The 22,800-nt window shown below is 71.7% G+C and carries 14 protein-coding genes; 7 read left to right on the forward strand and 7 right to left on the reverse strand.

What is annotated here, in order from left to right:
* Window positions 1-130 precede the first annotated feature (130 nt).
* Window positions 131-6,169, reverse strand: coding sequence for a hypothetical protein (locus AB0927_RS15315; RefSeq protein WP_366668056.1), 6,039 nt, complete (start codon window positions 6,167-6,169; stop codon window positions 131-133).
* Window positions 6,170-6,291: 122 nt separating this feature from the next.
* Complete coding sequence (locus tag AB0927_RS15320; protein WP_366668057.1) at window positions 6,292-8,574, reverse strand: hypothetical protein; 2,283 nt, start codon at window positions 8,572-8,574, stop codon at window positions 6,292-6,294.
* Window positions 8,575-8,893: 319 nt separating this feature from the next.
* On the opposite strand from AB0927_RS15320, the gene AB0927_RS15325 reads away from it, so the two are divergent.
* On the forward strand, window positions 8,894-9,637 hold the full coding sequence (locus tag AB0927_RS15325) for a hypothetical protein (protein ID WP_366668058.1): 744 nt from the start codon (window positions 8,894-8,896) through the stop codon (window positions 9,635-9,637).
* 94 nt (window positions 9,638-9,731) lie between these two features.
* Here AB0927_RS15325 and AB0927_RS15330 read toward each other — a convergent pair whose 3' ends face one another.
* On the reverse strand, window positions 9,732-12,239 hold the full coding sequence (locus AB0927_RS15330; RefSeq protein WP_366668059.1) for an SdrD B-like domain-containing protein: 2,508 nt from the start codon (window positions 12,237-12,239) through the stop codon (window positions 9,732-9,734).
* Between the two features lie 269 nt (window positions 12,240-12,508).
* Between AB0927_RS15330 and AB0927_RS15335 the strand changes: the two genes are divergently transcribed.
* The gene (locus AB0927_RS15335) at window positions 12,509-13,183 is read left to right on the forward strand and encodes a hypothetical protein (protein WP_366668127.1); all 675 of its coding nucleotides are present in this window, start codon (window positions 12,509-12,511) and stop codon (window positions 13,181-13,183) included.
* Between the two features lie 66 nt (window positions 13,184-13,249).
* Here AB0927_RS15335 and AB0927_RS15340 read toward each other — a convergent pair whose 3' ends face one another.
* Window positions 13,250-14,605 carry a NosD domain-containing protein gene (locus AB0927_RS15340; protein WP_366668060.1) on the reverse strand — a complete coding sequence of 452 codons (1,356 nt, stop codon included), beginning with the start codon at window positions 14,603-14,605 and terminating at the stop codon, window positions 13,250-13,252.
* Between the two features lie 87 nt (window positions 14,606-14,692).
* On the opposite strand from AB0927_RS15340, the gene AB0927_RS15345 reads away from it, so the two are divergent.
* Window positions 14,693-15,877 carry a Dyp-type peroxidase gene (locus AB0927_RS15345; RefSeq protein WP_366668061.1) on the forward strand — a complete coding sequence of 395 codons (1,185 nt, stop codon included), beginning with the start codon at window positions 14,693-14,695 and terminating at the stop codon, window positions 15,875-15,877.
* A gap of 43 nt (window positions 15,878-15,920) precedes the next feature.
* Here AB0927_RS15345 and AB0927_RS15350 read toward each other — a convergent pair whose 3' ends face one another.
* Window positions 15,921-16,655, reverse strand: coding sequence for a DUF4232 domain-containing protein (locus tag AB0927_RS15350; RefSeq protein ID WP_366668062.1), 735 nt, complete (start codon window positions 16,653-16,655; stop codon window positions 15,921-15,923).
* A gap of 332 nt (window positions 16,656-16,987) precedes the next feature.
* Here AB0927_RS15350 and AB0927_RS15355 point away from each other — a divergent pair, with 332 nt between their 5' ends.
* Window positions 16,988-19,354, forward strand: a complete 2,367-nt coding sequence (locus AB0927_RS15355; RefSeq protein ID WP_366668063.1) for a helix-turn-helix domain-containing protein — start codon at window positions 16,988-16,990, stop codon at window positions 19,352-19,354.
* A gap of 66 nt (window positions 19,355-19,420) precedes the next feature.
* Here AB0927_RS15355 and AB0927_RS15360 read toward each other — a convergent pair whose 3' ends face one another.
* On the reverse strand, window positions 19,421-20,173 hold the full coding sequence (locus AB0927_RS15360; protein ID WP_366668064.1) for a helix-turn-helix domain-containing protein: 753 nt from the start codon (window positions 20,171-20,173) through the stop codon (window positions 19,421-19,423).
* 119 nt (window positions 20,174-20,292) lie between these two features.
* Here AB0927_RS15360 and AB0927_RS15365 point away from each other — a divergent pair, with 119 nt between their 5' ends.
* The 3 genes from AB0927_RS15365 to AB0927_RS15375 all read left to right on the forward strand — a co-directional run bounded on the left by AB0927_RS15365 (window position 20,293) and on the right by AB0927_RS15375 (window position 21,783).
* Entirely contained in the window at window positions 20,293-20,841 is a 549-nt protein-coding gene (locus AB0927_RS15365; RefSeq protein WP_366668065.1) for a DUF2231 domain-containing protein, read from the forward strand.
* Window positions 20,842-20,914: 73 nt separating this feature from the next.
* Window positions 20,915-21,370, forward strand: coding sequence for a hypothetical protein (locus AB0927_RS15370; protein WP_366668066.1), 456 nt, complete (start codon window positions 20,915-20,917; stop codon window positions 21,368-21,370).
* A 104-nt stretch (window positions 21,371-21,474) separates the two neighbouring features.
* Window positions 21,475-21,783 carry a zinc-ribbon domain-containing protein gene (locus tag AB0927_RS15375; protein WP_366668067.1) on the forward strand — a complete coding sequence of 103 codons (309 nt, stop codon included), beginning with the start codon at window positions 21,475-21,477 and terminating at the stop codon, window positions 21,781-21,783.
* A gap of 26 nt (window positions 21,784-21,809) precedes the next feature.
* Here the strand turns inward: AB0927_RS15375 and AB0927_RS15380 are convergent, their stop codons facing one another.
* Entirely contained in the window at window positions 21,810-22,769 is a 960-nt protein-coding gene (locus AB0927_RS15380) for a hypothetical protein (RefSeq protein WP_366668068.1), read from the reverse strand.
* Between the last annotated feature and the right edge of the window lie 31 nt (window positions 22,770-22,800).

Genomic DNA, 22,800 nt, shown 5'->3' on the forward strand with positions numbered 1-22,800 from the left:
CGGTCCGCAGCGGACAGGCATCGGGAGCGAGGTCCATCGCCTCACGTACCGGAGGCTGCCCTACCGGTCTCGAAGCCCAACCTGAGCCGGAACGGCACGGCCTCCTCCCGCCACCGCTCGACGCCACGGTTCACCCACCGAGCGTCACGCAGTGCCGGAGCAGGGGTTCCAGGCGCAGTTGGTTGTCCTCGCGGTCGAAGACCTGGAGGACGTCAAGGCAGGCGACGATCCATCGGGCCTCGTCCTCGTCCTCGATCCGAACCGCCACGGCGGTCACCGCGCTCTCCAGGTCGAACAGCTCGTCCCGGAACTCCTCGCCCAGAGCCCGGTACCCCGTGGCGAGTAGCGGGTGCGCGTACACGCCGGTCGCGTCGACGAAGGCATGAGCCTTGGACCGGTCGGCGCGCAGGTCGGCCAGCCGCCGCAACACCTCGTCCGGGTCATGCAGTTCGTCGTGCATGCGGTGCGCCTGACCGACCAGCAGCGGCCAGCCGCTGGTCAGCTCGTGGAGCCGGTCCAGGCGGTCTTCCGTGTGGAACATCTCGACGCGCTGGGCCCAGCCGCGCAGGCTGCGGCGATCGTGGCGGCGCAGAACCACCGGGGCGGCCGAGGTGGGTTCGCTACCGGTCAGCAGCGTGCGCCACAGGCCCAGTTGGGTGGGGTCGGTGACGACGACCACCGCACGCGTCACTCCGGGGGTCGCGGGCAACAGAGTCTCGGCCAAGTCGAGCGCCTGTCGCGGCGCCTCGGGACGGGCGTCCGGGTATCGGGCGAAGTCGCTGATGACCACCCGGCGTTCACGGGGGCGCCCTCCCATGAGCTCCTGCTTGTAGACGCTGGGCTTGCCGACGGGCGGCAGCTTCCAGTCGGCGATACGCCCGGTGACCGTGCGCAGGGTGTCACCGACGTCGGTGACACCGGTGGCCGGAGTACCGAGGACGACCCTCGTCTGGTTCGAGCGCTCGCCGAGCAGGTCATCCAGCTGGGTGATGGTGAGCGGAGCGGGCCGGCCGTCGGGCAGCTCGGGGCGGCCCTCCTGCACGATGCTTTCCTGGAGTTCGCAGTCCTGTTCGGCCCGAAGCAGGCGGGCGTCCACCTCATGCGGGGTGCCGATCATACGCAGGGCGTTCGGGCCGCGCAGGTGCCACCCCTGGCCGTCGTGGTTAGGGGCGAGGATGCCGAGGCCCACCATCTCGGAGAGATAGGCGCGGAACCCCTCGGTGTCGAGCTGTTCGAAGCCCGTGCGCCAGAACGTCTCGCATTCCTCGCGCAGTTCGGCGTCGCTGAGCCGTACCTCCAGGCCGTAGTGACGGGCGTGGTAGGCCAGGACGTTGGCGATCACGTCGTAGCGGTGGTCGAGGCTCAGGGTGTCCTTGAAAGCCGCCGAGATGCCGTCCCTGAGCCCGGTGTCCGACTCCACGACCTCGATGTCGGCGACCTCAACCCGGTACGGGGGCCCTTCGGCACCGTGCCGCGCCCGCTTGCGGTGCATCAGCTCGACCAGCCGGTGCCCGAACATCTGTAGCAGGAACGGCTGGTAGGAGCAGTAGCCGAGGACCCGGTTGACGAGGTCCATGTCCTGGAACTCGAAGCCGAGGGCACGCATCGGCTCGACCAGCAGCTCGGCGGCGAACTGGGGTGCGAGCGGGCCGATCACCTTCGGGGTCTGCGCGAGGTGTCCGAACGGCCCGTTGCTCGCGAGCTTGGAGAACCGCTGTACGGAGTGCAGGCCCGCGAAGACCACCTTGGCGTGGTCCTTGGTGTCGGAGCCGAGGCCTTTGAGCTTCTTGGTCTGGTCGAAGCGTGGAGCGTCCGCCTCGAAGAACTGGTCGCACTCGTCGAGCAGGATCAGCAGTCGGCGTCGGGAGTCCCCGTCGAGCCAGGCCCGGATGCCGGCGCGTACCCGCTCCGAGATGTCCTGCCGCGACTTGCGGCCGTGCGACCCGTTCAGGACGTGCACCGCCCTCAGCTCCCGGTCAAGGACGCTCCACAGCGCCTCCGGTCCCAGCGAGCTGCCCTTGCCGATGTTCTCCTGGTCCAGGTTGATGTACACCGCCTGGTGGTAGCCGGGACGCTGTCCTTCGAACCGCTCCCCGGCGTCGCTGAGCAGTGCCGACTTGCCGAGGCCCCGGCCGCCGAAGATGACCTGGGTGCCGTGCGGGTTGAGGATGCTCACGCGCTCCGCGTCGCGTCCGTAGAACATCTCGCCGCCGATCCGGCCACGCTTCTCCCTGATGTACGGGTTGACGCCGGAGAACGGCAGCAGCGTCTGCGTGGCGGTGCTGACCTGGCGGTTGCCCCGGGCCGCGAGGTAGGCGAGGGCGGCGTCGTCCACGACCATCAGCGGCTGCAACTTGTCGGAACCAACAGCGAGTTCGATGCGGGCCTCGCGGCTCAGCGTGCCGAAGCAGACGACCAGGAGGCTCACCCCGCTGGTGTCACGGGACGCCAGACTCATGACGACCTTCGCGGGCGGGCGGCCCCAGACCATCAGCACGCGGAGGCTCCCGCCCTGCTCCGTGATCTGCGAGCCGAAGGCGGGTGCCTTCGCCCTGCCGTTGATCTCCACCTCGGTCGCCTCGAAGAGGCGGTACTCACGCCGGTGCGGCGACCGCTCGTCCAAGGGCCTGGCGCTCTTGGCGTCGTAGCCGAGCAGTTTGAGGAGTGGCGGCAACTGTCGCTTCGCGGACACGTCGAGCCGGTCCTTGCGCTCGGTCGCGCCCAGCTCCCGCCACTCGTCGAGGGCGTCGGCCGCCAGCCCGGCCTCCTCCCTGGAAAGCGTGCTGTAGTCCAGGACGGGGACCTTGGCGTGCTTGCCGCCGGAGCGGACGAGTTCCACCAGCTCGCGGTCGATGCCCTTGGGCAGGCCGTCGGGCACGGCCGGGAAGAACTCCGTCAGATGGGACTCCCCGGGCTCGATCTCCGGTACGTCCTCGCCGATCTCCAGGAAGTAGACGAGGTCGGCTGCGGTGGCCAGCCCTCCGGTGTCCAGATGCCGCAGCACCTGGGAGCGCTCCTCCGTGGTGAGTTCCAGAACATCGAGCCGGGCCCGGATCCGGTCGGCCGCCTGCTGCCGGAAGGCGGGCAGGTCGCTCCGTACAGTGTCGAGTGCCCGCCGTACGTCCATCAGGTCGTGCGCTTCGGCGCCGCAGAGCCGGTCGTGGGCGTCGGCGAGCAGCTCCTGGAGACGCAAGTCCTGGTCGTCCGTGACGGCACCGTCGGCCTGCGCCCGGTGCAGCTCGGCGACGAGCCTGTCGTGGTCCCGGCGCAGCTCCGCGCGCCGGGTGGTCTCCCGCTCCGCGATCTCGGCGGCCGCGGACGGGGCGAACTCCCCGGACCGTACCCCTGGCAGCGCCCCGCGGGCGGCCAGCTCGACGATGGTACGAGCCGCGGTGAAGGCGTCGTGGGCAAGCCGCTCGGCAAGGGCTTCGGTCCAGCTCCGGTCGACCGCGGTGAGCAGCCGATCAAGCGACGGCCGCTCTTCACGGGAGTCGCACACCTTCAACAACTCTGCGTCCAGGACGAGTTCGGGAGCAACCGAGCCGGTGGGACGTGTGGTCGTGGTGTCGCCGGCCAGCAGGGCGTACAGCTCCTCCATCGAGGCGCGTGCCGCCCAGGTGGTCGCGGCGGCGACGGCTCCAGAGCGTCGCGCCAGCTGCTCCAGCTCGCCCAGGACCGCCTCCCTGGCGTCCAACAGGAACTGGCGCAGGGAGGAGATCTCCTTGACCGCCCGGTTGCCGTCGGACCGGTCGACCCGCCGCGTTCCGTCGACCGCCAGGCACCACTCCCTAACTAGGGCGACGACCCGTTCCACGACATGCACCAGGTCCTGCCGCCCGGAGCCCTGGAGCGGTTTGCCGCTGGACGAGCGGTATTTGCGGTCCATGCGATCGATCTCGTTGTTGATCTCGGCCAGTTTCGCCAGGCGTTCGGCTTGCTCGCGCACCTTGGGTACGGCGTCGCGGTGGTCACCGACCACGGTCACGAGCAGCGATCCGAGCATTCCGTCCTCGGGAGCCAGCCATCGCTTGGCGATCTCGGTCGCCCGCGCGAAGCGCAACCGCTGCGGCGCGAGCAGGGCCCGCCCCTGTTCGCGCAGCTCCCGCAGCCGAGTCTCGGTCCCGGAGACGTCGGCGATGACGGTCAGGGGAGAGGCGATCATCAGGGCGCCGCTGAGGGCCCGGTCGGCAACGGCGGTCGCCGCCTCGCCGAGCCGGTCCGGCAGCCGGGGCACCAACGCCTTGAGCTGGGCGCCTGCAAGGTGGTCGCCGGTGATCAAGGCCGTCCGTAACAGGGCGGGCAGGAGCAGGAGTTCGCTGCCGTCCATGTCACCGCCCGTATAACCGCCGTACTGCTGGAGCAGGTCGGCGGTGAGCCGGGCGCCTTGACTGTCACCGGAGGTGAGCAGGGCGGCGGCACCGGCCAGGCGCAGCGCCGCCGCCTGAGACTCGGGGTGGGCGGCGGCGATCGCGACGTGGTGAGCGAGGCCGAAGCGTCGTTCTACGACCAGCTGCGCCAGGGCCTGCTCGGCGGCGGTGCCGTCGGAGTCGTCGTCCGAGGCGGTGGGAGCCTCGGGAGCCGGGGTGCGGTCGGTGGATTCCGGGTCGCGGTCGCCGGATGCCAGACGCCGTTCGTCGGCGGCGGGAAGCGTGGCGGGGGCCGTCGGCCGGGCCAGGGCCCCCTCGTCCCGTGCCGGGCGGCGCGTGGCCACTTCGAGGAGAAGGCCAGTGGTCTGCTCCGCCGGGGTCACGCCCGTCGGCTCGGTCGCGTCGGCTGGCTCGGTCGCGTCGGTCGGCTCGGTCGGCTCCATGGACGCGTCGGGCGGTACGGTCTCCTGCTTGGCGGAGGTCGTGTCGTCGGCCGGCTCGGGGGTGGTCCGCGCTTCGCCGTCGGCGTCGTCCACCGTGGTCCCGGCAAGGCCGCCAGGGGCGTCCTCCGCCGTCGGCAACGTCAGCTCGTGTGCCATGACCGCCGCCATGGCGCAGGTGGGCAGCACCGCCACCACCTGCTCCTGCAGAGCCAGAATCTCGTTCGCGGCGTCCGTCTGCCGCCCCAGTGCGATGAGCCGCGCCAGAGCGGCGAGCGCGATGCTCTCCTGCCGCTGTCCCTGCTCCCACGCCGGAGTGTCCAGTAGGCGGCGGGCCGCGTCTCGTACGGCCTCGACGGCGAGTGCGGCGGGGCTACCCGGCCGGCATGCGACGTCCCGCACGACCCGCAGCGTGTCCCGTGCCTCACGGTCCCGCGCCCGCGCGGCCCGGTGCTCGTGGGCCGCGCGGGTCATGTCCTCCAGTCGGTGGGGCACTCCCTCGATACCCGCCGAACGGAATACCGCGTCGGCGCTCTCGAAGAGGGCGCCCAGTGCGGTCAGTGGGGACAGGTCGTCGTCCTGCGGGGGACGGCCGTCGGCGACCGCGCCGGTCACGTTCGCCGCGGCTTGTCGGGCTCGTGCGAAGGCCGACTCCAGCTGCTGACAGGCCGCTTCGGGATCCTTCGGCTCGTCGCCCCGGAAATCCTCGGACTGGACATCTTCGGGCACTGTGGTGGGCTCGTCGGTCGTGTCCCGCCGTTCTTCCCGTGCCCCGGCGGCGAAGCCGGGGTTCGCCGCGACGACGGACCGCGCTGCCGCTTTGACGGCGGCGAACCGTGCCGTCTCCCTCTCGTCGGCCGCCGCCGCGAACCAGTCCTGGTCGGCCGCCCACGCGAGGACATAGGCGTCGGCGACGGAGGCGTTGCACCGGGCGAACACCGTGGCCCGGACCAGCGTCGCACCCCAGCGGGAAACGGGGTCGGGGACCGTCTCGCCGTCCGTCGCGAAGACGTATCTGGCCACCTGGTTCATCACGGAGTGCGTGAGTTCCCTGACCCCGCAGACGCAGGTGTGCTGCCGTGCCTCACGTCGCAGCCTGGACAGAATGTCCCGGCACAGAGCACCGCCCGCCCGCCGTGGCGCCGCCATGCGGATCCCCAGACTGCCGAGCAAGTCCTGCCGATTCGCCGGAGGCAGGGAGTTGAAGGCGAGCTCCACCATCCCGACCGTCAGGTCGCTCAGGGTGGCGTGGGCTGGGTGTTCCAAGGCGTTGAGCGCATCGGCCAGTCCTTCGAGGTCCTGGTCCGAGATGTTCGGCGGGGACAGCGGCGGCCCCGTGACGACGAGGTAGCGATCGTGCATGTACGCGTACTTCCTTTTCTGCGGCTGTTCGAGGGGATGGCTCGCTCGGCTACCGGGAGCCTAGGAGAACGAAGGTGTTGGGGACGAGGTCGGCGAACACGTGTGAGAAGACGGAGGACGGGTCAGTGACCGCGCGTGTGCTCCGTGACGAAGGTGTATCCCTCGGGCAATTCCCAGCCGTCCGCCTTGCCGAGCCTGCGGCAGTGCTCCCGGAAAGCCAGCCGCTGAGCCTCGCTGGGGAAGCGGCCTGGGAGGAGGCGGCGCAGATGGCCGGGGACGAACTGGAGCCCGCGCAGCCCCGTACCCCCGTCCGGTTCCGTGCTGCCCCATGGGCGGATGGTCCGGGGCCGGGCCGGGCGGTAGGCGATCAGGGAGATCGTCGGCTCCCCGTCACGTGCCGGGTAGTGCGGTTGGCCCCAGGCATCGCGGCTGCCGAGGTCCGGCTCCAGTCGCCGTTCCGCGAGCAGTTGGGCGACCGCCGACTCCAGGGCGGCGGCCTGCGACCGCGCCGGCCGGCGCCCGTAGGCCGCGCTCGGCACGACCGAACGGTCCAGCAGGGCATGGCCGTCGAGAGTGAGCAGTCCGCAACGGCGCACGGTGCGCATGACCAGTTGTCGCGGTCCGAGCCCGGCGGCGGTATCACCACGACGGTCACTGCCCGGAGCATCATCCCTCGTGAGAACACGGGGGTCGAAGCAGTGCCCGATCAAGCGATCGCCGACCAGCTGCGGCTGTTTGAGCTGTGTCGTGGTCACGTGGATCGCCGTGCCGCCCCGTGGCCAGCACAGTTCGAGCATCAGACCGGGAAAGAAGTCGCCGGGCCAGGCGACTCCGGTCAGCCACCCGTCGTTGTCGAGGAGTTCGACGGTGACGTCCTGCGAGGCCTCGCTGGGCGTCAACGTGACTCCGGGGTGGCTGAGTTGGAGCAGAACACGCGAGCGGACCAACCTGCGCGAGACGGTCGGGTGCAGGGGAAGCAAGCCTCCGATGAGGTGGGCCAGCCGCAGGGGGGCCCGCCAGACGATCTCGTCCCCGTCAGCACGCAGGAGTTCGCTGAGGCCGATGGTTGCGTCGTCGGCGAGGGGTCGGTCCACCGGAGTCACTTCTGCTTCCGGAGACGACTCCTCGCCCACCGTGGCCGCCCATCCCCGTCCGACCGGGACCAGCGGGTCACCGGGGGTTTCAGCGTCACCGGGATGATGGGACCGCCATACACCTCCGCCCTCGAAGGCATCGTCCAGCGTGACCCGGGAGCCGTTGCCGAACAGGCCCTGCTCGCTGTCACGTTGGACGACGTCGGCGAGCGCCACGTTCGCCCGGCACACGGCCGCGGCGTATCCGACTCCCTTGAGCAGTTCCGTCGCCCCGGGGACTGCGCGGAGCCGAGGGCCGACCGCTGTGTACACGGTGACCGGAGAAGCCAGTCCGTAGCGCCGCCGCACCGGTGTGGCCGCGTGCTCGACCGTCGCGGCAAGGGCCTTGAGGTCGTCACCACCCAGCGGTCCGCTGGCGTGCAGGCCGGCCGCTAACGACACTCGGGTCATGGCGTAGTGACGCCACGTACGAAGTAATTCACTGGAGTCAAGAACGCCCTGCACTGTGTCGAGGAGTCCGAGCAGCCCCGCACGCAAGGCGTCCTCATGTGTGCTGGCCACCAGTTCGGCGAGAGAGACGGGAACGAGGGGGCTGAGCAGTTGCCCCCGCGCCGTCGTCAGTAGGTGGTCCACGTAGGCCGTCAGGTCGTCGCGCCGGGCTGCCGCCGCGGAGGGATAGCAGGCGTCGACCACGACATGCCCGTCCTCGTTGATCCAGCGCCGGCGCGTGCGTAAGCGGTGGAGTTGAGCCGGCGACAAACTCAGGGCCGGGCCGAAGGCATGGAAGTCGGGCACCAGGAGTTCCCTGCGCCTGGGCACGGAACCACCGCCCGGCCTGCCCGGTCCCTCGGCACCCGCGGGCGCCCCCGACACCCATCCCGGCACATCACCGAGGGCGCTCGTTTGCGGGTGTGCGCCCTCCTTGTAGACGATCTCGGCGTAGAGCGGCTCCGAACCGGTGGCGACGCACACCATGGCGCCGACGGGAAGCGCGGGAGCGCGTTCACCGAGGGTGATCACGGGGAAGTCGTCAAGGCTCAGCGGGCTGCCTCCATAGCCGTCGCCGCCGAGGTCGTAACCGAAGTAGACGGCGTTGAAAGCGACTGTGGCATGCAAGGGCGCCGCGCGGGCCTCGGCGACCGCTTCGAGGTAGCGCCGCAGCCGGCCCCGGTCCTGGCCGGGCACGGCGTCGTAGCCCCGGATCATGGTGGTGGTCAGAAGAGCACGGTCGCCGTACGGGTCAGGCGTCTCCGTTCCGTCGTGATCACTCGATGACGCGGCCGGCCGGCCGCCGACTGCTGCTTGTTTCATACTGGTCCCCACCCATGGCACCTCCGCCGCATCTCAGGCTGCCACTGGCCACCCACGCCCGGCGTGCGGTAGTTCCCGCAGACTATGCCTGCACATGGCATTCCGGAGGGTCTTTCATCACTTTGCGATGGTTCGCAGTTGAGGTGACACCGGTAGCGTGCGGCCTCCGGGCCGAGTCGGGCACCTGGTGTACCACTGTGCGGCCGGGAAATTCGGGTGCGGCGAATGAGTAGGCTGCGGTGCCGTTCTGTCAGAGCTGTCATGCCCATTCGAAAGGCCGCAGTTGAGCACGCCACCGTCGTATCCCGACCCTCGGCAGATGCCAGGGCCGTATCAGCAGGCTCCAGGGCCGTACCAGCAGCCGCAGGCGCCGGGGCCGTACGGCCAGGCGCCGGGGCCGTACGCGCCCGCGCCGGGGCCGTACGCGCAGCCGGGCCCGGGCCAATACGCGCCCGCTCCGGGGCCGTACCAGCAGGCACCCGCACCCGCACCCGCGCCCGTCCCCGCACCCGTTCCCGGCCCGTATCAGCAGGCGCAGCCGTACGGCGGTGGGATGCCGGCCGGTGGGGCGATGCAGGCCTGTCAGTTGTGCGGGACGGGGCCCGCGGCGCAGGTCACGGTGCGGGGGCATCAGGGCATGGTGGTGATGATGCGTTCCCTGCGCCGCCGGGGGACGATGTGCCGTCCCTGCGCGCTGGCCACCTTCCGGGAGATGCAGGCCAACACCATGGTGCAGGGCTGGTGGGGGCCGATGTCGGTGGTCATCACGCCCATCACGCTGCTGATCAACCTCGGCGCCCTGTCCACGATCCGCCGCATACCGGAGCCGGTCGTGGCCGGGCACCGGCCTCCGCTGAATCCCGGCAAGTCGGTGTTCAAGCGTCCGGCGGGGATCCTGGGGCTTATCCCGCTCTGCCTGGTGCTCGGTGTGGTGCTGCTCGCCGTCATCGGCATGGCGGCCGGGTCGAGCGACGACACCGGCGCGGCGCCGACCGTGAAGGTCGGGTCGTGCGTGAGCGGTGACACCGCCGCCCCAACCTGCCTTGCTTCGCTGAGGAGTTAGGGCTCGCCGCGGCGATGCCGGGTGAGTGGTCGTGGCGACGGGCCGGTGCTTTCCGCACCGGCCCGTCGCTGTTCAGTGTTCAGTGATGCGGGAGTCAGCGGCGCCTGGCGCGACGCTTACGGCCTACGTAGACGGCTGCCGCACCCGCACAGAGCAGCAGGGCGACGAGGGACAGGATCCTCCCCACGCCGACCAGACCGGTGTGGGCGAGGGAACCTCCCGGGTTCGTGCCGCCCGGAGCCGGGCCGGTGGAGGGCGCGGCGGACGGCGGCGCCGACGCCGGGGGTGCGGACGGGGACGTGGACGTCGGCGGGGGTGAGGTCGGCGGGGTCGCTCGGGGGATGTAGACGCCGGCGTCGATGGTGTGGTCGACCCCTCCCGGCCTCTTCGGCGCGGTGACGGGCGCCTGCCCGCTGCACAGCCGCCCGCTGGTCGGCGGGGTCACGTTGGAGTCGTGGACCCGGTCGTCACCGGCTCGCGGGAGGGTGAACCGCAGGTCGGTGGCGGCGGGTTGGTCCGGCACCTCGCTGGTGTCGGCGGTGCACACGTCGAACTGCACGGTGTACTTCGCGCCGGGCGTCAGCTGGTAGTCGGCGCCGACCCCGCCGAAGTAGTACTCACCGGCGGCATCGGTCTTGGTCGTGGCGACCTGCTTGCCGTCGGCGTCCAGCAGGTTGATCGTGGCGCCCGGCAGCAGCACCTGCCCGGCGTCCTGGATGCCGTTGTGGTCGCCGTCGAACCACACCACGTTGCCGATCTGGATCGGCGCGTTCGCCGCGGCGTACGCGATGTCGCCGAGGCCGCCGGCCTTGCCGAACCCGTTCTGGTTCGGACCGATGAACTGGTAGGCGTTGCCGGACGGGTCATTGCCGGGGCCGGCCCCGGTGGTGATGTCGTAGTAGCCGGTCCCGTCGGTGATGACGTTGGCCGTCGGGTCCATCTGGGTGCTGACGACCCACTGCTGCTGCGGGATGTAGGCGACCGAGCCCAGCGAGGACTCCTGGTGCGGTCCGGGCTGGTTCGGTGCGCCGGTGTTCGGGAAGAAGTCGCCCGGGAAGTACTCGACGACACCGTCGGCCTCGGCGCCGTCGGCGGCGGCGCTGGTCGCGTGGTCGGGACAGTCGCCGGTGCCTTCCCAGTCGTACCCGCCGGTGGGCTTGGCGCAGGCCATGGTGATGTCGCCGCCGGACATGCCGTTCTCCGGGTCGTCGTTCGACGGCCTCGGGTCCAGCCCGCCCCAGCTCACCACGTCCATGAACCGGTCGCGGAAGCCGAGGATCATCGACCCGTCACGGGCGAAGGCCATGCTGGCCAGTTCCGGCTGCGGGTCGATCATCGTGCCGTTGACCTTGAGGCTGTCCCAGGTCGCCAGGCTGGTGTTCCACGGGTTCCAGAAGTGGGCCTGTGGGTAGGCGGCGTCGCCGCTGAGGACGTTTCCTCGTTCGGCGGTCAGCGGGTGGGACAGCACCGGGGTGAACCGCTTGCCGTCGTAGGTGTAGACGACGGCCTTCAGGTCGTCGCGCTTCTGTGTGCTCTCCGCGGCGCACACCCCGCCGACGTACAGGGTGTTGTCGTGGGTGGTCAGACCGAAGGGCCGCCAGTCGGCGGACGACGCGCAGCCCGGGTCGGGGATCGGCACGGTCGCCTCGGGCGCCGAGGCGGTCGCCCCGGTGGCGTCGAAGCTCACCAGCGCCCGTGTGCGCAGGTTGACCGCGTACAGCGTCTTGCCGTCCTCGGACAGGGCCAGCCCGCCGATGCTCTCCTTGCCCGGCGCGTCGGTGAACCCGGCGTCCTTGATCAGGCGAGCGGTGTCGTGCGGCGTGACCGCGGCGCCCGGCACCTTCGCGAACAGCTTCGGAGCGCCCCCGCCGGCGGCCGGCACGGTGTAGATCGCGTCACCACCGTCGGGCCCGTACGCGGTGTACCGCCGGGCGAACTCCGCCTGGAACAGCCGCTGTCGGTCCTTGTCGTAGGCGAGCCCGAACGTCGTGCCCACCTGCTCCTGCGTGTCCAGTACGGCCGGGCAGGCCGTCTTGTCGGGACAGGTGCCGCGGGCGTTCGTCGGGAAGGCCACCAGTGATCGGGTGTCCGTTCCGCTGCCACCGTTCTGGATCGGGACGAAGTACCGGGAGTCCGGCAGCGCGTAGTCGGCCGGGTCCCACACTCCGGTGATCACCGAGGCGTCCTTGCCGCCGGAGACGTCCACGAACGTGGTGAAGCTGTCGAAGTGGTTCGCCGCCGTGGAGGCCGGCGCCGCCCGCAGATAGTCGCTGTAGGGCGCCGGGACGGTGACGTCGACGCGATATCGGCCGCCCGCCAGTTGGACCGACGGCGGTACCACGACCTTTCCGGTGGCGTCGGTGACGCCGTTGACATGGTGTCCGGTGGGGTCGGTGACGGCGACCCTCATCCCCCGCTGCGGCACGTCCATGGTCGTGTTGATCACGCCGGTGCCGAAGAAGTCCCGCAGTGTCTCGACGGTCAATGTGCCGTCGGAGGTCGTAGCGCCGGCCTGCCCGGCGCTTGTCGCGATCGTACCGGTGACGCCGCCCGTCAATAACAGACAGGACAGCCCCACCCGCAGCAGCCTACGTAATGGCATCGCATTCCTTTGCGTTGTCTACGTCATCGCCCGACTCGGCGAACTGACGGCAACCCCCGCCGGGAGGGTACAAGTTGACGGACCGTCATATAGCAAAAACCGGGAAATCGGAGACACGTCGGAAGGAACTGTTAGCATCGCGCCGCGTGCGGACAGTGAGAATCAAGCGAGGTCTCCCGCGGCGCGTGGCAGGTGGGCGCCGCCGGTTGCCGCGGTTACGGTGGATCGCGGGCGCGCTCGTCCTCGCGGGTGTCGCGGCGATCACGTTCCTGTTCATCGGCGTCGGGGACGGCGGCGGTTCGGCCGGCCGGCGCGCGTTGACGCCGGACGAGGCGAACCGGCTGGCGATCACGCGCTTCCTCAACTACCAGGCGGGGGGCCGCGGGGTGACGATCACCGTGCCGAGCACCGCCGGCGGGCTGGTCGTCACCGGGTCCGTCGACTACCGCGCCGAGATCGGGTACGGAGTGGTGCGCGGCGCCGGGCGCGACACGTCCAGCGACGGGCTGATCCAGTGGACGGCCACCACCGTGCTGGTCCACCCCATGACCGACGTCCCGGCGGCGGCGCCGCCCTCCCCGCCCGCGTCCGGCTGGTACCGCCGGCCGCTGCGGACGTCCGGCAGCGCACTGGACAGTTCTCTCGCCATCGCGCTCGGCCTGGGCAGCGACCGGCCGGACAACGCCGAGCTGCTGCCGCAGAACGGAGCGGCCCGGGTCGGGCAGGACAAGGTGCGCGGACATCGGGTGGACGTCATGGCCGGGCCGAAGTCCGCCGTGGGGGCGGGTACTTCGGGATCCGTGCGCTACTGGATCGGCACCGACGGCACCATGTACCGGGTGCGGGCCGGTGTGGCCTCCGAGCCGCAGCCGCTGGTCATCGACTTCGGCACCCGGAAGTACGTCCCCGTCCGGCCGGCGCCTGGAATCACACCGGCGCGGTAGCCGCCCGTGCGGTGGCCATCCTCGGGTGACCGCCCGCGTGGCGACCGCCCGTGCGGTACCCGTCGTTCACGAGGTCCGCACCCGCGTGCCGGTGGCGAGCAGTGAAGGCGGTGGCAGCGGGATGCCCGTGAGGTCCGGCAGCGCCGGAACGGGCGGCACCACGGTGGCGCCGCTGGTGGTGGCGTCCGGGAACTGCGGCTGCGGACCCGGCGCGCCCACCTCGCTGAACGGGATGCCCCTGGGCGCTGTCGGACTCGCCCAAGTGCCTGATGCCGTCGGCGAATTGGCGTCCAGCGGGCAGGTCGCGGTCGCCGCGAGCCGTGCGGGCACGGTCGTACGCAGCGTGTTGCCGTGCAGGCAGTTGCCCTTGCCATGGGTGGCGGTGGGGAACGTCCAGCCGACGTCGACGCCGTTGGCGGCGAAGGTGTTGTCCGTGATCCGGTTGCCGTCGGGCGGTATGTCGGCGGTCGCGGTGATGACGAACCCCGCGTTGGTGTTGCCGGTGATCCGGTTGCGGAGGAACCGGTTGCCGCTGCCGCCGTCGACGCCGACGCCGATCCCCCAACCACCGTCGGCCTGTTCCGGGGTCCGCGTCTGCTGGTTGTCCGCGATCAGGTTGCCCGCGACGACGGCACCGCGCTGCGGGAGCAGTTTCTCCTGGTGGTCGGAGTTGGTGGTCAGGCCGACGCGGTTGCCGACGAGACGGTTGCGGACCACGTACATGTCACCGCTGGCGTTGGTCCCCTCGTAGCCGACCGCGTTGAGTTCGGCGATGTTGTCCCGCACCACGACGCGGCAGGGCTTGCACTGTCCGACGTAGATCCCCGAGTCGGCGCCGCCCGAGGTGTAGGAGTGCTCGATGACACCGTTCTGCGCGGAGAACGCGTAGATGCCGTACAGCCCGTTGCGGGTCGCGGTCACGTACGAGACCAGGAAGGACTTCAGGAAGGTGACGGGCTCGTCCCCGGTGTCGTAGCCGCCGTTGCCCCCGGGCAGTCCGGCGACCGCCGCCGCCGAACCGGTGACCAGCACCCCGTTCTGCGTGTTGTTCTCCACGGTCAGGTTCTCCACGGCCACCCCGGGCGCCGCGACGACGACGCCGTTCGGCTGCCGCAACCGCCCGTCGATGACGACCTTGTCCCGGGACTCGCCACGGAGGGTGACGCGCGGCGTGCGGATCCTCACCGACTCGTGGTACACGCCCGGGGCGACCAGCACCAGGTCGCCGGGCCGGGCCAGGGACACCGCCGCCGAGATCGTCGGAGCGTCGGCGGGCACCCGGATCGTCACCTGCGCGCCGTGCGGCCGCCGGCCCTTGCCCGAGCCGCCGCCACCGCCACCGCCACCGCCACCGCCGCAGCCGGCCACAAGGGTCAGCGTGCCAAGCACCGCCGCCATCACGCGAAGAGCTAATCGAGGCATGATCCCAGTCTGGCACGATGGCGAATTCCGCGCCGGAATAGGGAACTTGAGCGGCATGGGCGTTTCGTGTGTGGCACCCTGCACACCATGCACCGAGCCGATCACCGCCCGTCACGCCGCGCGTTCCTCGATGTCACCGGCGCCATGGTGGCCGCCGGTCTCACCGCCGGGTGCACATCGGACGCCGCGCCCTCGGGCTCCTCCTCTTCCGCGACGGCCGCGCCGCTCCGGGGTCCGGCTGCGACTCCGACTCCGGCCGCGGTTCCGGCACTGGGCCGGCACCAGGCGGGCGTCACGCTCCCCCAGCCGGCCCAGGGCAACCTGCTGGCGCTGGTGGCCGACCTCGGTGCGGCCGTGGCCGTCGGCCCGCTCCTGGCCGAACTCGGCGAAACCATCCGTGGGTTGACCGCGGGGACCGATCCGCGGCTACTGGGCCTGCCGCCCGGCGACCTCACCGTGACCGTCGGCGTGGGCCCACGGCTGGTGCGCGCGGCCGGTGCCTCGCTGCCCGGCGCGACCGACCTCCCGCGGTTCTCCCGTGAGCGGATCGCTCCCCGGGCGCGCGGCGGTGACCTGCTGGTACAGATCTGCGCCGGCGACGCCCTGCTCGTGCCGGTCGTCGCCGCCGCGCTGCTGGACCAGGCCGGTGACCGCATCCGCGAACGCTGGCGGCAGTCGGGACGCCGGGGCGCGAACGTGCCCGTCGGCGAGGGCCTGGCCGCGCCGCGGAACGTGCTCGGTTTCATCGACGGCATCGTGGGCCCGCACACGGCCGCCGAACAGCGGCGCGACCTGTGGTTGTCCGGGCCCCCCGAGGTCGCCGGGGGCACCCTGGCCGTCGTACGGCGCATGGAGCTGGACCTGCCGCGGTTCGCCGCCCTGTCCGTCGCCGAGCAGGAGGCGGTCTTCGGGCGGCGCCGGGCGAGCGGGGTCCCGCTCTCCGGCGGCACCGCCGCTTCGGGCCCGGAACTCGGGGCCAAGACTCCCGACGGACGCTATCTCGTGCCCGTGGACGCCCATGTGCGCAGGGCGCACGCCACCATGGTCGGCGTCGGCCTCATGCTCCGCCGCTCCTACAGCACCGACGAGCCCGCCCCCGGCCTGCTCTTCGTCAGCTTCCAGAACGACCTGCGGACCTTCACCGCCACCCTCACCCACATGGATGCCTCCGACGCGCTGCTGGGCTTCACCACGACGACCGCCAGCGCGACGTTCCTGATCCTGCCCGGCTTCGACCGTCAACACCCGCTCGGGGCAGGGTTGTTCGGGTGATATGTGGAATTCTGACGGGCCCTCTCGGGCCCGCCGGTTCGCCTCAGAAGTCGTCGGCGCCGTTGCGGAGTTCGGGGGTCCAGTAGCCGGTGAGGGCCTTCGCCGGGTCGACGGCGATGCCGTCGGCGCCGGGTGCGGTGACGGCGATGACCGTCGGGTCGCCCGCGAGCATGACGGAGAACGCCGACACGGGCTCGTTGTCCTCTTCGCGCCCGCCGTCCGACAGCTTGACCAGGGCGTAGGCCGGTTCACCCGCCGCGAGCACGACCGGCGCCTCCGGCTTGCTCTTGTCGACGGCCGGCACGTCCTGCTTGTGGCTCTCCAGGAACTGGATGTGCGGGAAGCTCGTCAGCCGGCAGGAGTGGCGGGAGGTGTTCTTCGCCGTGAGGACGATGTGGGTGTACGGCGCGCCGCCCTGCGTGGCCGCGGTGACGTGGACGTCCCGTGCGGCGCAGACCGGGGCGGAGACGTCGACCTGCTGACCGGTCGAGCCGGGCGACCCGGACGTACCCGTGGAGCCGCCGGTGCCGGTGGTGCCTGCCGAACTCGCCGCGCTGGTCGAGCCGTTGGAACCGGCCGAGCCGGCCGTACCCGTCGTACCCGTCGAACCGTTCGTGCCCGACGAGCCGTTGTCCTTGCCGCCCGGCGGCTGCACGGTCACCGAAGCACCCTCCGTGGGCGCCGACTTGGCGTCCCCGTCGCTCTGGCAGGCGGTGAGGGACAGGACGAGGGCCGTGCCCGCGGCGGCGAGCAGGGCGGTGCGGCGAAGCGTGTTCATGGAGAGTTCCCCCGTGGTGGTGAGGGGCCGAGGCTCGGTGGCGTCGGCCCACGTCGTTCTGTCGGTGTTCGTCGGTCACCGGTCACCGGTCGCCCTTCGCCCGGCCGTTAGTCGGACGGCAGGGTGCTGGCGAACCGGGACGGCAGGGTGCACGCGAACTCGCCGGAACCGCTGTACGCGTGCTCCGGCGGCCCGGTGGTCCGTGCCCTGACCTTGAGTTCATCACCCGCGGGCTCCGCGTCCCATGCGGTTCTCCCGGCAGAACTGTCGTCCGCCATACTTCTGCCGGGGGCTCGCATCCGGACGAGCCGGACGATCGGGGAACATCGACGGTGCGCGGTGGCACGCCTCTCACGGGAGACTTCGGGCAGCGGCTGCGCCACCTGCGGGCACGAGCCGGACTGAGCCAGGAGGCCCTCTCGCACGCGGCCGGGGTGAGCGTGAGGGCGCTGGCCGACATGGAGCGCGGGCGCACGCGGGGGCCGCAGCGCCGCACGGTCCAGGTGCTGGCCGAGGCGCTCGGACTGGACGACGAGGAGGCGGCGGGCCTGGAGAAGTCCGCCGCGCTGGGCCGTCCGCGCCCCCGGACGGCCTCCGGCCCGGCCGCCCCCGTCGCCCTGGCCCTGCCCCGCGACATCCAGGACTTCACCGCCCGCGGCCCGGCCCTCGCCCGGCTGCTGGAGCTGGCGCAGGAGGCCGGTGGGGACCGGCCGGCGGTCGCCGTGGTCGCCGGACAGCCCGGGCTCGGCAAGACCGCGTTCGCGGTGCACGCCGCGCACCGCCTCGCCCCGCACTTCCCGGACGGGCAGTTCGCCCTGGACCTGCACGGCATGGACCCCGAGCCGACCACACCCCGGGACGCGCTCGCCCGGCTGCTGGGCGCGGTGGGCGTCGCGGACGCCGCGATACCGGCCGGCACCGACGACCGTGCGGGGCTGTGGCGGTCGGTGGCGAGCGAGCGGCGGATGCTCCTGCTGCTGGACAACGCCGTGGACGAGGCCCAGGTCAGCCCGCTGCTGCCGGGCGCCGGCCCGTCGCTGACCATCGTCACCAGCCGCCACTCGCTGGCAGGTCTTGAATCGGTCCACCGCAGCGATCTGGCGCTGCTGCGGCGCGAGGAGGCGGTCGAACTCCTGACCCGCATCATCGGCCCGGCGCGGGTGCGGGCGGAGGCGCAGGCCGCGCGCGACCTCGCCGACCTGTGCGGGCACCTGCCGCTGGCCGTCCGGATCGCCGGCCAACGGCTCCTCAGCCGGCCGCACGAACGCCTCGGCAAGCTCGTGGCCCGCCTCGCCGCCGAGGGCCGTCGGCTGGACGGTCTTCAGGCCGGAAGCCTGCGGGTGCGTGCCGCGTTCGCCCTCTCGTACCGGCAACTGCCTCTGGATTCCCGGCTGTTCCTCCGCCGCGCCGCACTGGCCGCCGGGGCGGACTTCAGCCCGGAGACCGGCGCGCTCCTGGCGGGCCTGCCTTACGACGACGCGGTCGCCTGCGCCGAGGAACTGACCGACGCAGGGCTGCTCCAGAGCGATGCCGTCACCGAGCGGTACCGCTTCCACGACCTGCTCAGGCTCTACGCGGCCGAACAGGTCGCGGACGAGGACGGCCCCGAGGCCCGCGACGCCGCCCTCGACCGGACCGCGCGATGGATGCTGCGCCGGGCCACCGCCGCCGCGCTCCACTTCGACGTCGAACACGACCGCACCGCCCCCGACCCACAGACCGCCCCCTACCCGCAGGGCGATCCGTCCCCGCACGGCGACGCGGACCCGCACGGCGACCCGGACCCGGACGGAGCGCCCACCGGCCGGGAGGAGGCGCGGGCCTGGCTGGAGGCCGAGCGCGCCCAGTGGCTCGCCGCGCTGCGCCGGGCCCACAGCAACGGTCACCACCGGCAGGTCCTGGACGCGGCGCAGGCCATGCACTGGTTCTCCGACCTCAACCAGCACTGGGAACAGTGGGTGGAGGTGTTCCAGCGCTCCGCCGACTCCGCCCGCGCGCTGGGCAGCAGGCGGGACGAGGCGGTCCACCTCAACTACCTCGCCTGGGCCCACAACCTCTGCGTCCACGATCCCCACGCCGCGCTGACGAGCGCCGACGCCGCGCTGGTGGCGGCCCGCGACTGCGGGGACGGGCTCCAGGAAGGCTGGGCACTCGGCTACGGCGCGGGCGCGCTCCACCGCCAGGGCCGGATCCAGGAGGCGCACGCGCGACTGCGTGCGGCGGCCGGCTGCCTGGCCTCGCAGGATTCCGCGCAGGCCCGGCTGGCCGAGCTGACGATCCTCAACTCCCTGGGCACCCTGCTCCGCCAGGCCGGCCGGGCGGCGGAGGCCCTGGAGACCCACCGCCGCAGCGAACGGATCTGCCGCGCGGGGATCCCGGGCCGTACGGACGAGCTGATCGCGCTGTACCACGCGGTCGCCCGGCAGCAGATCGGCAACGACCTGGCGGCCCTGGAACGCTGGGCCGAGGCCGAACCCCCGCTCCGTCAGGCCCTCGCCGCCTTCGAGAACGCCCAGATGCCGGCCTGGGCCGGCCCGGCCCGGCTCGACCTGGGCCAGGTGCTCAGTGCCATGGGCCACCCGCAGGCCCGGGAAACCCTGCTCGCCGCCCGCGCCGACCTCGTCACCCTGCGAAGCCCCCGCCAGGCCGAGGCCACCGCGGCCCTCACGGCCCTCGACGAGGCCACCGCCGCGAGGTGAACGGCGGCCGGCCCTTGACGCCGGCCCGCCCGTGCGCGTGACCGGTGTCGCGTCAGCGGTCTCGCGTCAGCCGTTTCGCGGCACGTCGTCCTCACGATCGGGGTCGCTCGGGCCCAGCCGTACGCAGCACTCGCCGGGCTCGGGCGCCAGGACGGCCTGGATCCCGTTGACCTCCAGGCCCCCCAGGTAGCCGCTGAGGAAGGCGTGGTTCATCCCGCACACCAGGTCCGGGGCCTTCGCGGCCAGCGGGTGGAAGGGGCAGTTGCGCAGCCGGAGTCGGGTGGGGGTGTCCCGGACGGGTTCGTAGCCGTACTGGTCCAGCAGGTGCTCGCAGGCGGTCAGGCCGCGCTCGGGTCCCAGGCGGCCCGGTCGGGTCTCCTCCCGGGCCGCCTCGCCCAGCTGCCGGCCGCGGTGTTCGGCGGCTCGCATGGCCGCCTGCGCGGCGTTCTCGTCGGCGCCCTCGGTGAGGACGGCGTCCAGAAGCAGGTCGGCCAGGAGTTCGTGGCGGCGGTCGGGGATGTTCACGGTGATCTGGGCGTCGGTGGGCTCGTACACCTTGGGCTTCCGGCCGACCTTGCGAATCCCGCCGGGCGATTCGTAGCGCGCGCGCAGCAGCCCGGCGTCCACGAGCTTGTCGAGGTGGAAGGCGGCGAGTTTGCGGGAGATGCCGACGCTGGCGGCGGCCTCGTCGCGGGTGACGGCGCGGTCGGCACGCCGGATGAAGGTGAACATGCGCCGGCGCGAGTCATCGCTCAGGACGCTGACGGCGTCGATGGCGCTGCCGGCCCCGTCGGCCTGCGTAGTCGTATCAGAAGCCACCCGACCACGGTAACTCCCATTCAGGTAGGCACAAGTGTTCTTCGCTCGTTGTGGGCTGTGCATCTTGACGCCCTCTCGTAATAAGACCAAGCTTTATTAGTGAAACCAGGGAGGTCGCGATGGCCAGTGAGTCACAGCTTCAGGCGAAGCGCCCGGTCAGCGCCGCGCTCGCCGGGCCGTACGGGCACCCGTTCCATCCGATCCTGGTGACCGTGCCGATCGGTGCCTGGGTGGCCAGTCTGGTGTTCGACATCGCCTCGCACGTCGTGCACCGGCCGGGCTTCTTGACCCAGTCCTCGGAGTGGCTGATCGCGGTCGGGGTGATCGGGGCTCTGCTCGCGGCCATGGTCGGATTCCTCGACCTGCTGGGGATCCCGGCCGGCACCCCGGCCTTCCGCACCGCCCTGGTGCACATGACGCTGAACCTCCTGGTCACCGCCGCCTACGTCGCCAACTTCCTGTGGCGGCACGGCGACCACGCCGACGGCGCAGGCACCGGCATCGGGCAGCTCGTCCTGTCCGCGCTCAGCGTCGCGGCCCTCGCGGTCTCGGGGTTCCTGGGCGGCAAGCTCGCCTACCGCTACGGCGTGCGCGTCGCCGACGAGAACACCCAGGCCGAGGGATACACACCCGGCCACGGCCGGAACGGCACCCGCTCAGCCGGGTGACCCGGCCCCCGCACCCGTCATGACGGCCGGTTCCCGCCGGCTGTCTTCACCACCGTCTCCCCCGGAGTTCCCCATGGCCATCGCCGCACTGATCACCTGGGTGATCACCGCTCTCGGCGGTTTCTACATGCTCGGCATCTGGATCCGACGCGGCGGAATCCGCCGGCCGCAGACCGGCGCCAGCCGCCTTCCCGCACCCGTCGTCTTCGGCCACTTCGCGCTGGCCGCGATCGGACTGGTGGTGTGGATCGTCTACGTGGTGGCCGACAAGAGCGCCCTGGCCTGGACCTCGTTCGGCCTGCTGCTGCCGGTTGCGCTGCTGGGCTTCGTGATGCTGGCCCGCTGGATCCCCGTCTACCGCGACCGCGCCACGGCCGGCGCGGCGGCGGTCGCCACGGGTCCCGGAGCCGAAGGCGCGGTACCCGCCGAACGGCACTTCCCGGTGCCGGTCGTGCTGGCACACGGCCTGCTCGCCGTGGTCACCCTCGTCCTGGTCCTGCTCACCGCTCTGGGCGTCGGCACCGGCTGACCTGGCCGAGCGCCGGGAATCCTTTCGAGGGGCCCCCAGCATGCGAGGGAGGCGGGTCGGAAGATAAGCTCACCGGACACTGCCGCCCGGGGAGGGAACGCGAAGTGATCATCTTTGGTACCAGGGGCTACTTGCACCAGCTCGCGATCATCACGCTCCTGTGCGGGCATTGCGGAAACCCGAGTGCGCACGCGCTCCGCAAGCGGGTCGTCAAGTTCACCCTGTTCTTCGTGCCGCTCTTCCCCATCTCGGTCAAGTACATGACGCAGTGCACCTTCTGCGGCGCCCAGCAGAAGGTGACCGCGGAGCAGGCCGGCCAGCTTCAGGCCCAGGCCGCGCAGGGCCCGGCCGACCTCGCCGGACAGAGCGGCCAAGGCAGCTCGCCGCTCGGGCAGCAGCCGTACCAGGGCTGAAGCCAACACGTCGGCGGGAAGACAACTCAGCCCTCGGTCTCCATCATCCGCAGGCGGGCCTCGGCGGCGGCGACGACCCGCCCTGATTCCTCGGTGATCCGTCCCTCGGTGGCGGTGATCGGGCACGTCATGACCGTGACGGCGAGGCCGTAGAGCTCCGCCGTCGCCGCCACCTCCGCGCGCTGACGGGAGTCGTAGCGGGTGAAGTCGTCGCACGTCTCGACCAGCGTGGTGAGGGACGGGAGCCGTCTCACCAGCTCGGACCGGAGGTCCTGAAGGACGCGCCGCATGTCCTCGCCGCGCTCGTACAGCGCGGGCGCCGCGTCCTGCCTCTCGCCCAGCTCCTTCTCGCGCCGCTCCAGGTCCCGTGCCTTCTCCCGCCGGCCGTCGCTGAGCATGTGGAGCTGGCCCTTCACGAGGGCCGTCTGCGTGAGGGCGGCCGACGTCTTGCCCAGCTCGGACAGCGCCTTTCTCCCGGCCGCCTCCCCGCCACCGCCCGTGGCGATGGATCCGCGGCCGAACCGTGCGAATGTGGCGCTGCGGGCCGCCGCCCCGTGCAGCGTCTTGATCGCCCTGCCGTTGGAGGCGGAACCGAAGTTCCGCACCAGCCGGTAGGCGCCTTCCGGGACCACGTGACCGACGACGAGCGGGACGGCCACGAGCAGCGCGCCGCCCGCCAGCACTTTGACGGCGGTCGGCACGACGATCTTGCGTGGCTGCCGAGGGCCGACGACCGCCTCGCCGTCGACGGCTGGTCTCTCGACCGGGTCCACCTCGATCACATCGACGTGCCGGAGACGTTGGAAGGCGTCACGGACGGGGACGAGGGCCTCGTCGTAGAGCGTCTGCCGCGCCTTCCGCAGGGCGGCGTTCTCCTCGGAGGCTCGCCGGTCGAGCTTCTCCTGGCAGTCGAGCAGACGCTTGTCCCTCTGTCGGTTCGTCTTCGCGAGCCTGAGTCTGACGGTCTCGGCAATGTCGATCGCCACGTTGCCCCCCTTGACAGTCGGTTCGCAGATC

The sequence above is a fragment of the Streptomyces sp. NPDC048106 genome, assembly GCF_040706415.1.
Lineage (GTDB): Bacteria > Actinomycetota > Actinomycetes > Streptomycetales > Streptomycetaceae > Streptomyces.

What these genes read in the sequence shown, in the direction of transcription:
- AB0927_RS15315 (WP_366668056.1), bottom strand. Translation starts at nt 6,169, where the DNA reads ATGCACGATCGCTACCTCGTCGTCACGGGGCCGCCGCTGTCCCCGCCG.
- AB0927_RS15320 (WP_366668057.1), bottom strand. Translation starts at nt 8,574, where the DNA reads ATGAAACAAGCAGCAGTCGGCGGCCGGCCGGCCGCGTCATCGAGTGAT.
- AB0927_RS15325 (WP_366668058.1), top strand. Translation starts at nt 8,894, where the DNA reads ATGCCAGGGCCGTATCAGCAGGCTCCAGGGCCGTACCAGCAGCCGCAG.
- AB0927_RS15330 (WP_366668059.1), bottom strand. Translation starts at nt 12,239, where the DNA reads ATGCCATTACGTAGGCTGCTGCGGGTGGGGCTGTCCTGTCTGTTATTG.
- AB0927_RS15340 (WP_366668060.1), bottom strand. Translation starts at nt 14,605, where the DNA reads ATGCCTCGATTAGCTCTTCGCGTGATGGCGGCGGTGCTTGGCACGCTG.
- AB0927_RS15345 (WP_366668061.1), top strand. Translation starts at nt 14,693, where the DNA reads ATGCACCGAGCCGATCACCGCCCGTCACGCCGCGCGTTCCTCGATGTC.
- AB0927_RS15350 (WP_366668062.1), bottom strand. Translation starts at nt 16,655, where the DNA reads ATGAACACGCTTCGCCGCACCGCCCTGCTCGCCGCCGCGGGCACGGCC.
- AB0927_RS15365 (WP_366668065.1), top strand. Translation starts at nt 20,293, where the DNA reads ATGGCCAGTGAGTCACAGCTTCAGGCGAAGCGCCCGGTCAGCGCCGCG.
- AB0927_RS15370 (WP_366668066.1), top strand. Translation starts at nt 20,915, where the DNA reads ATGGCCATCGCCGCACTGATCACCTGGGTGATCACCGCTCTCGGCGGT.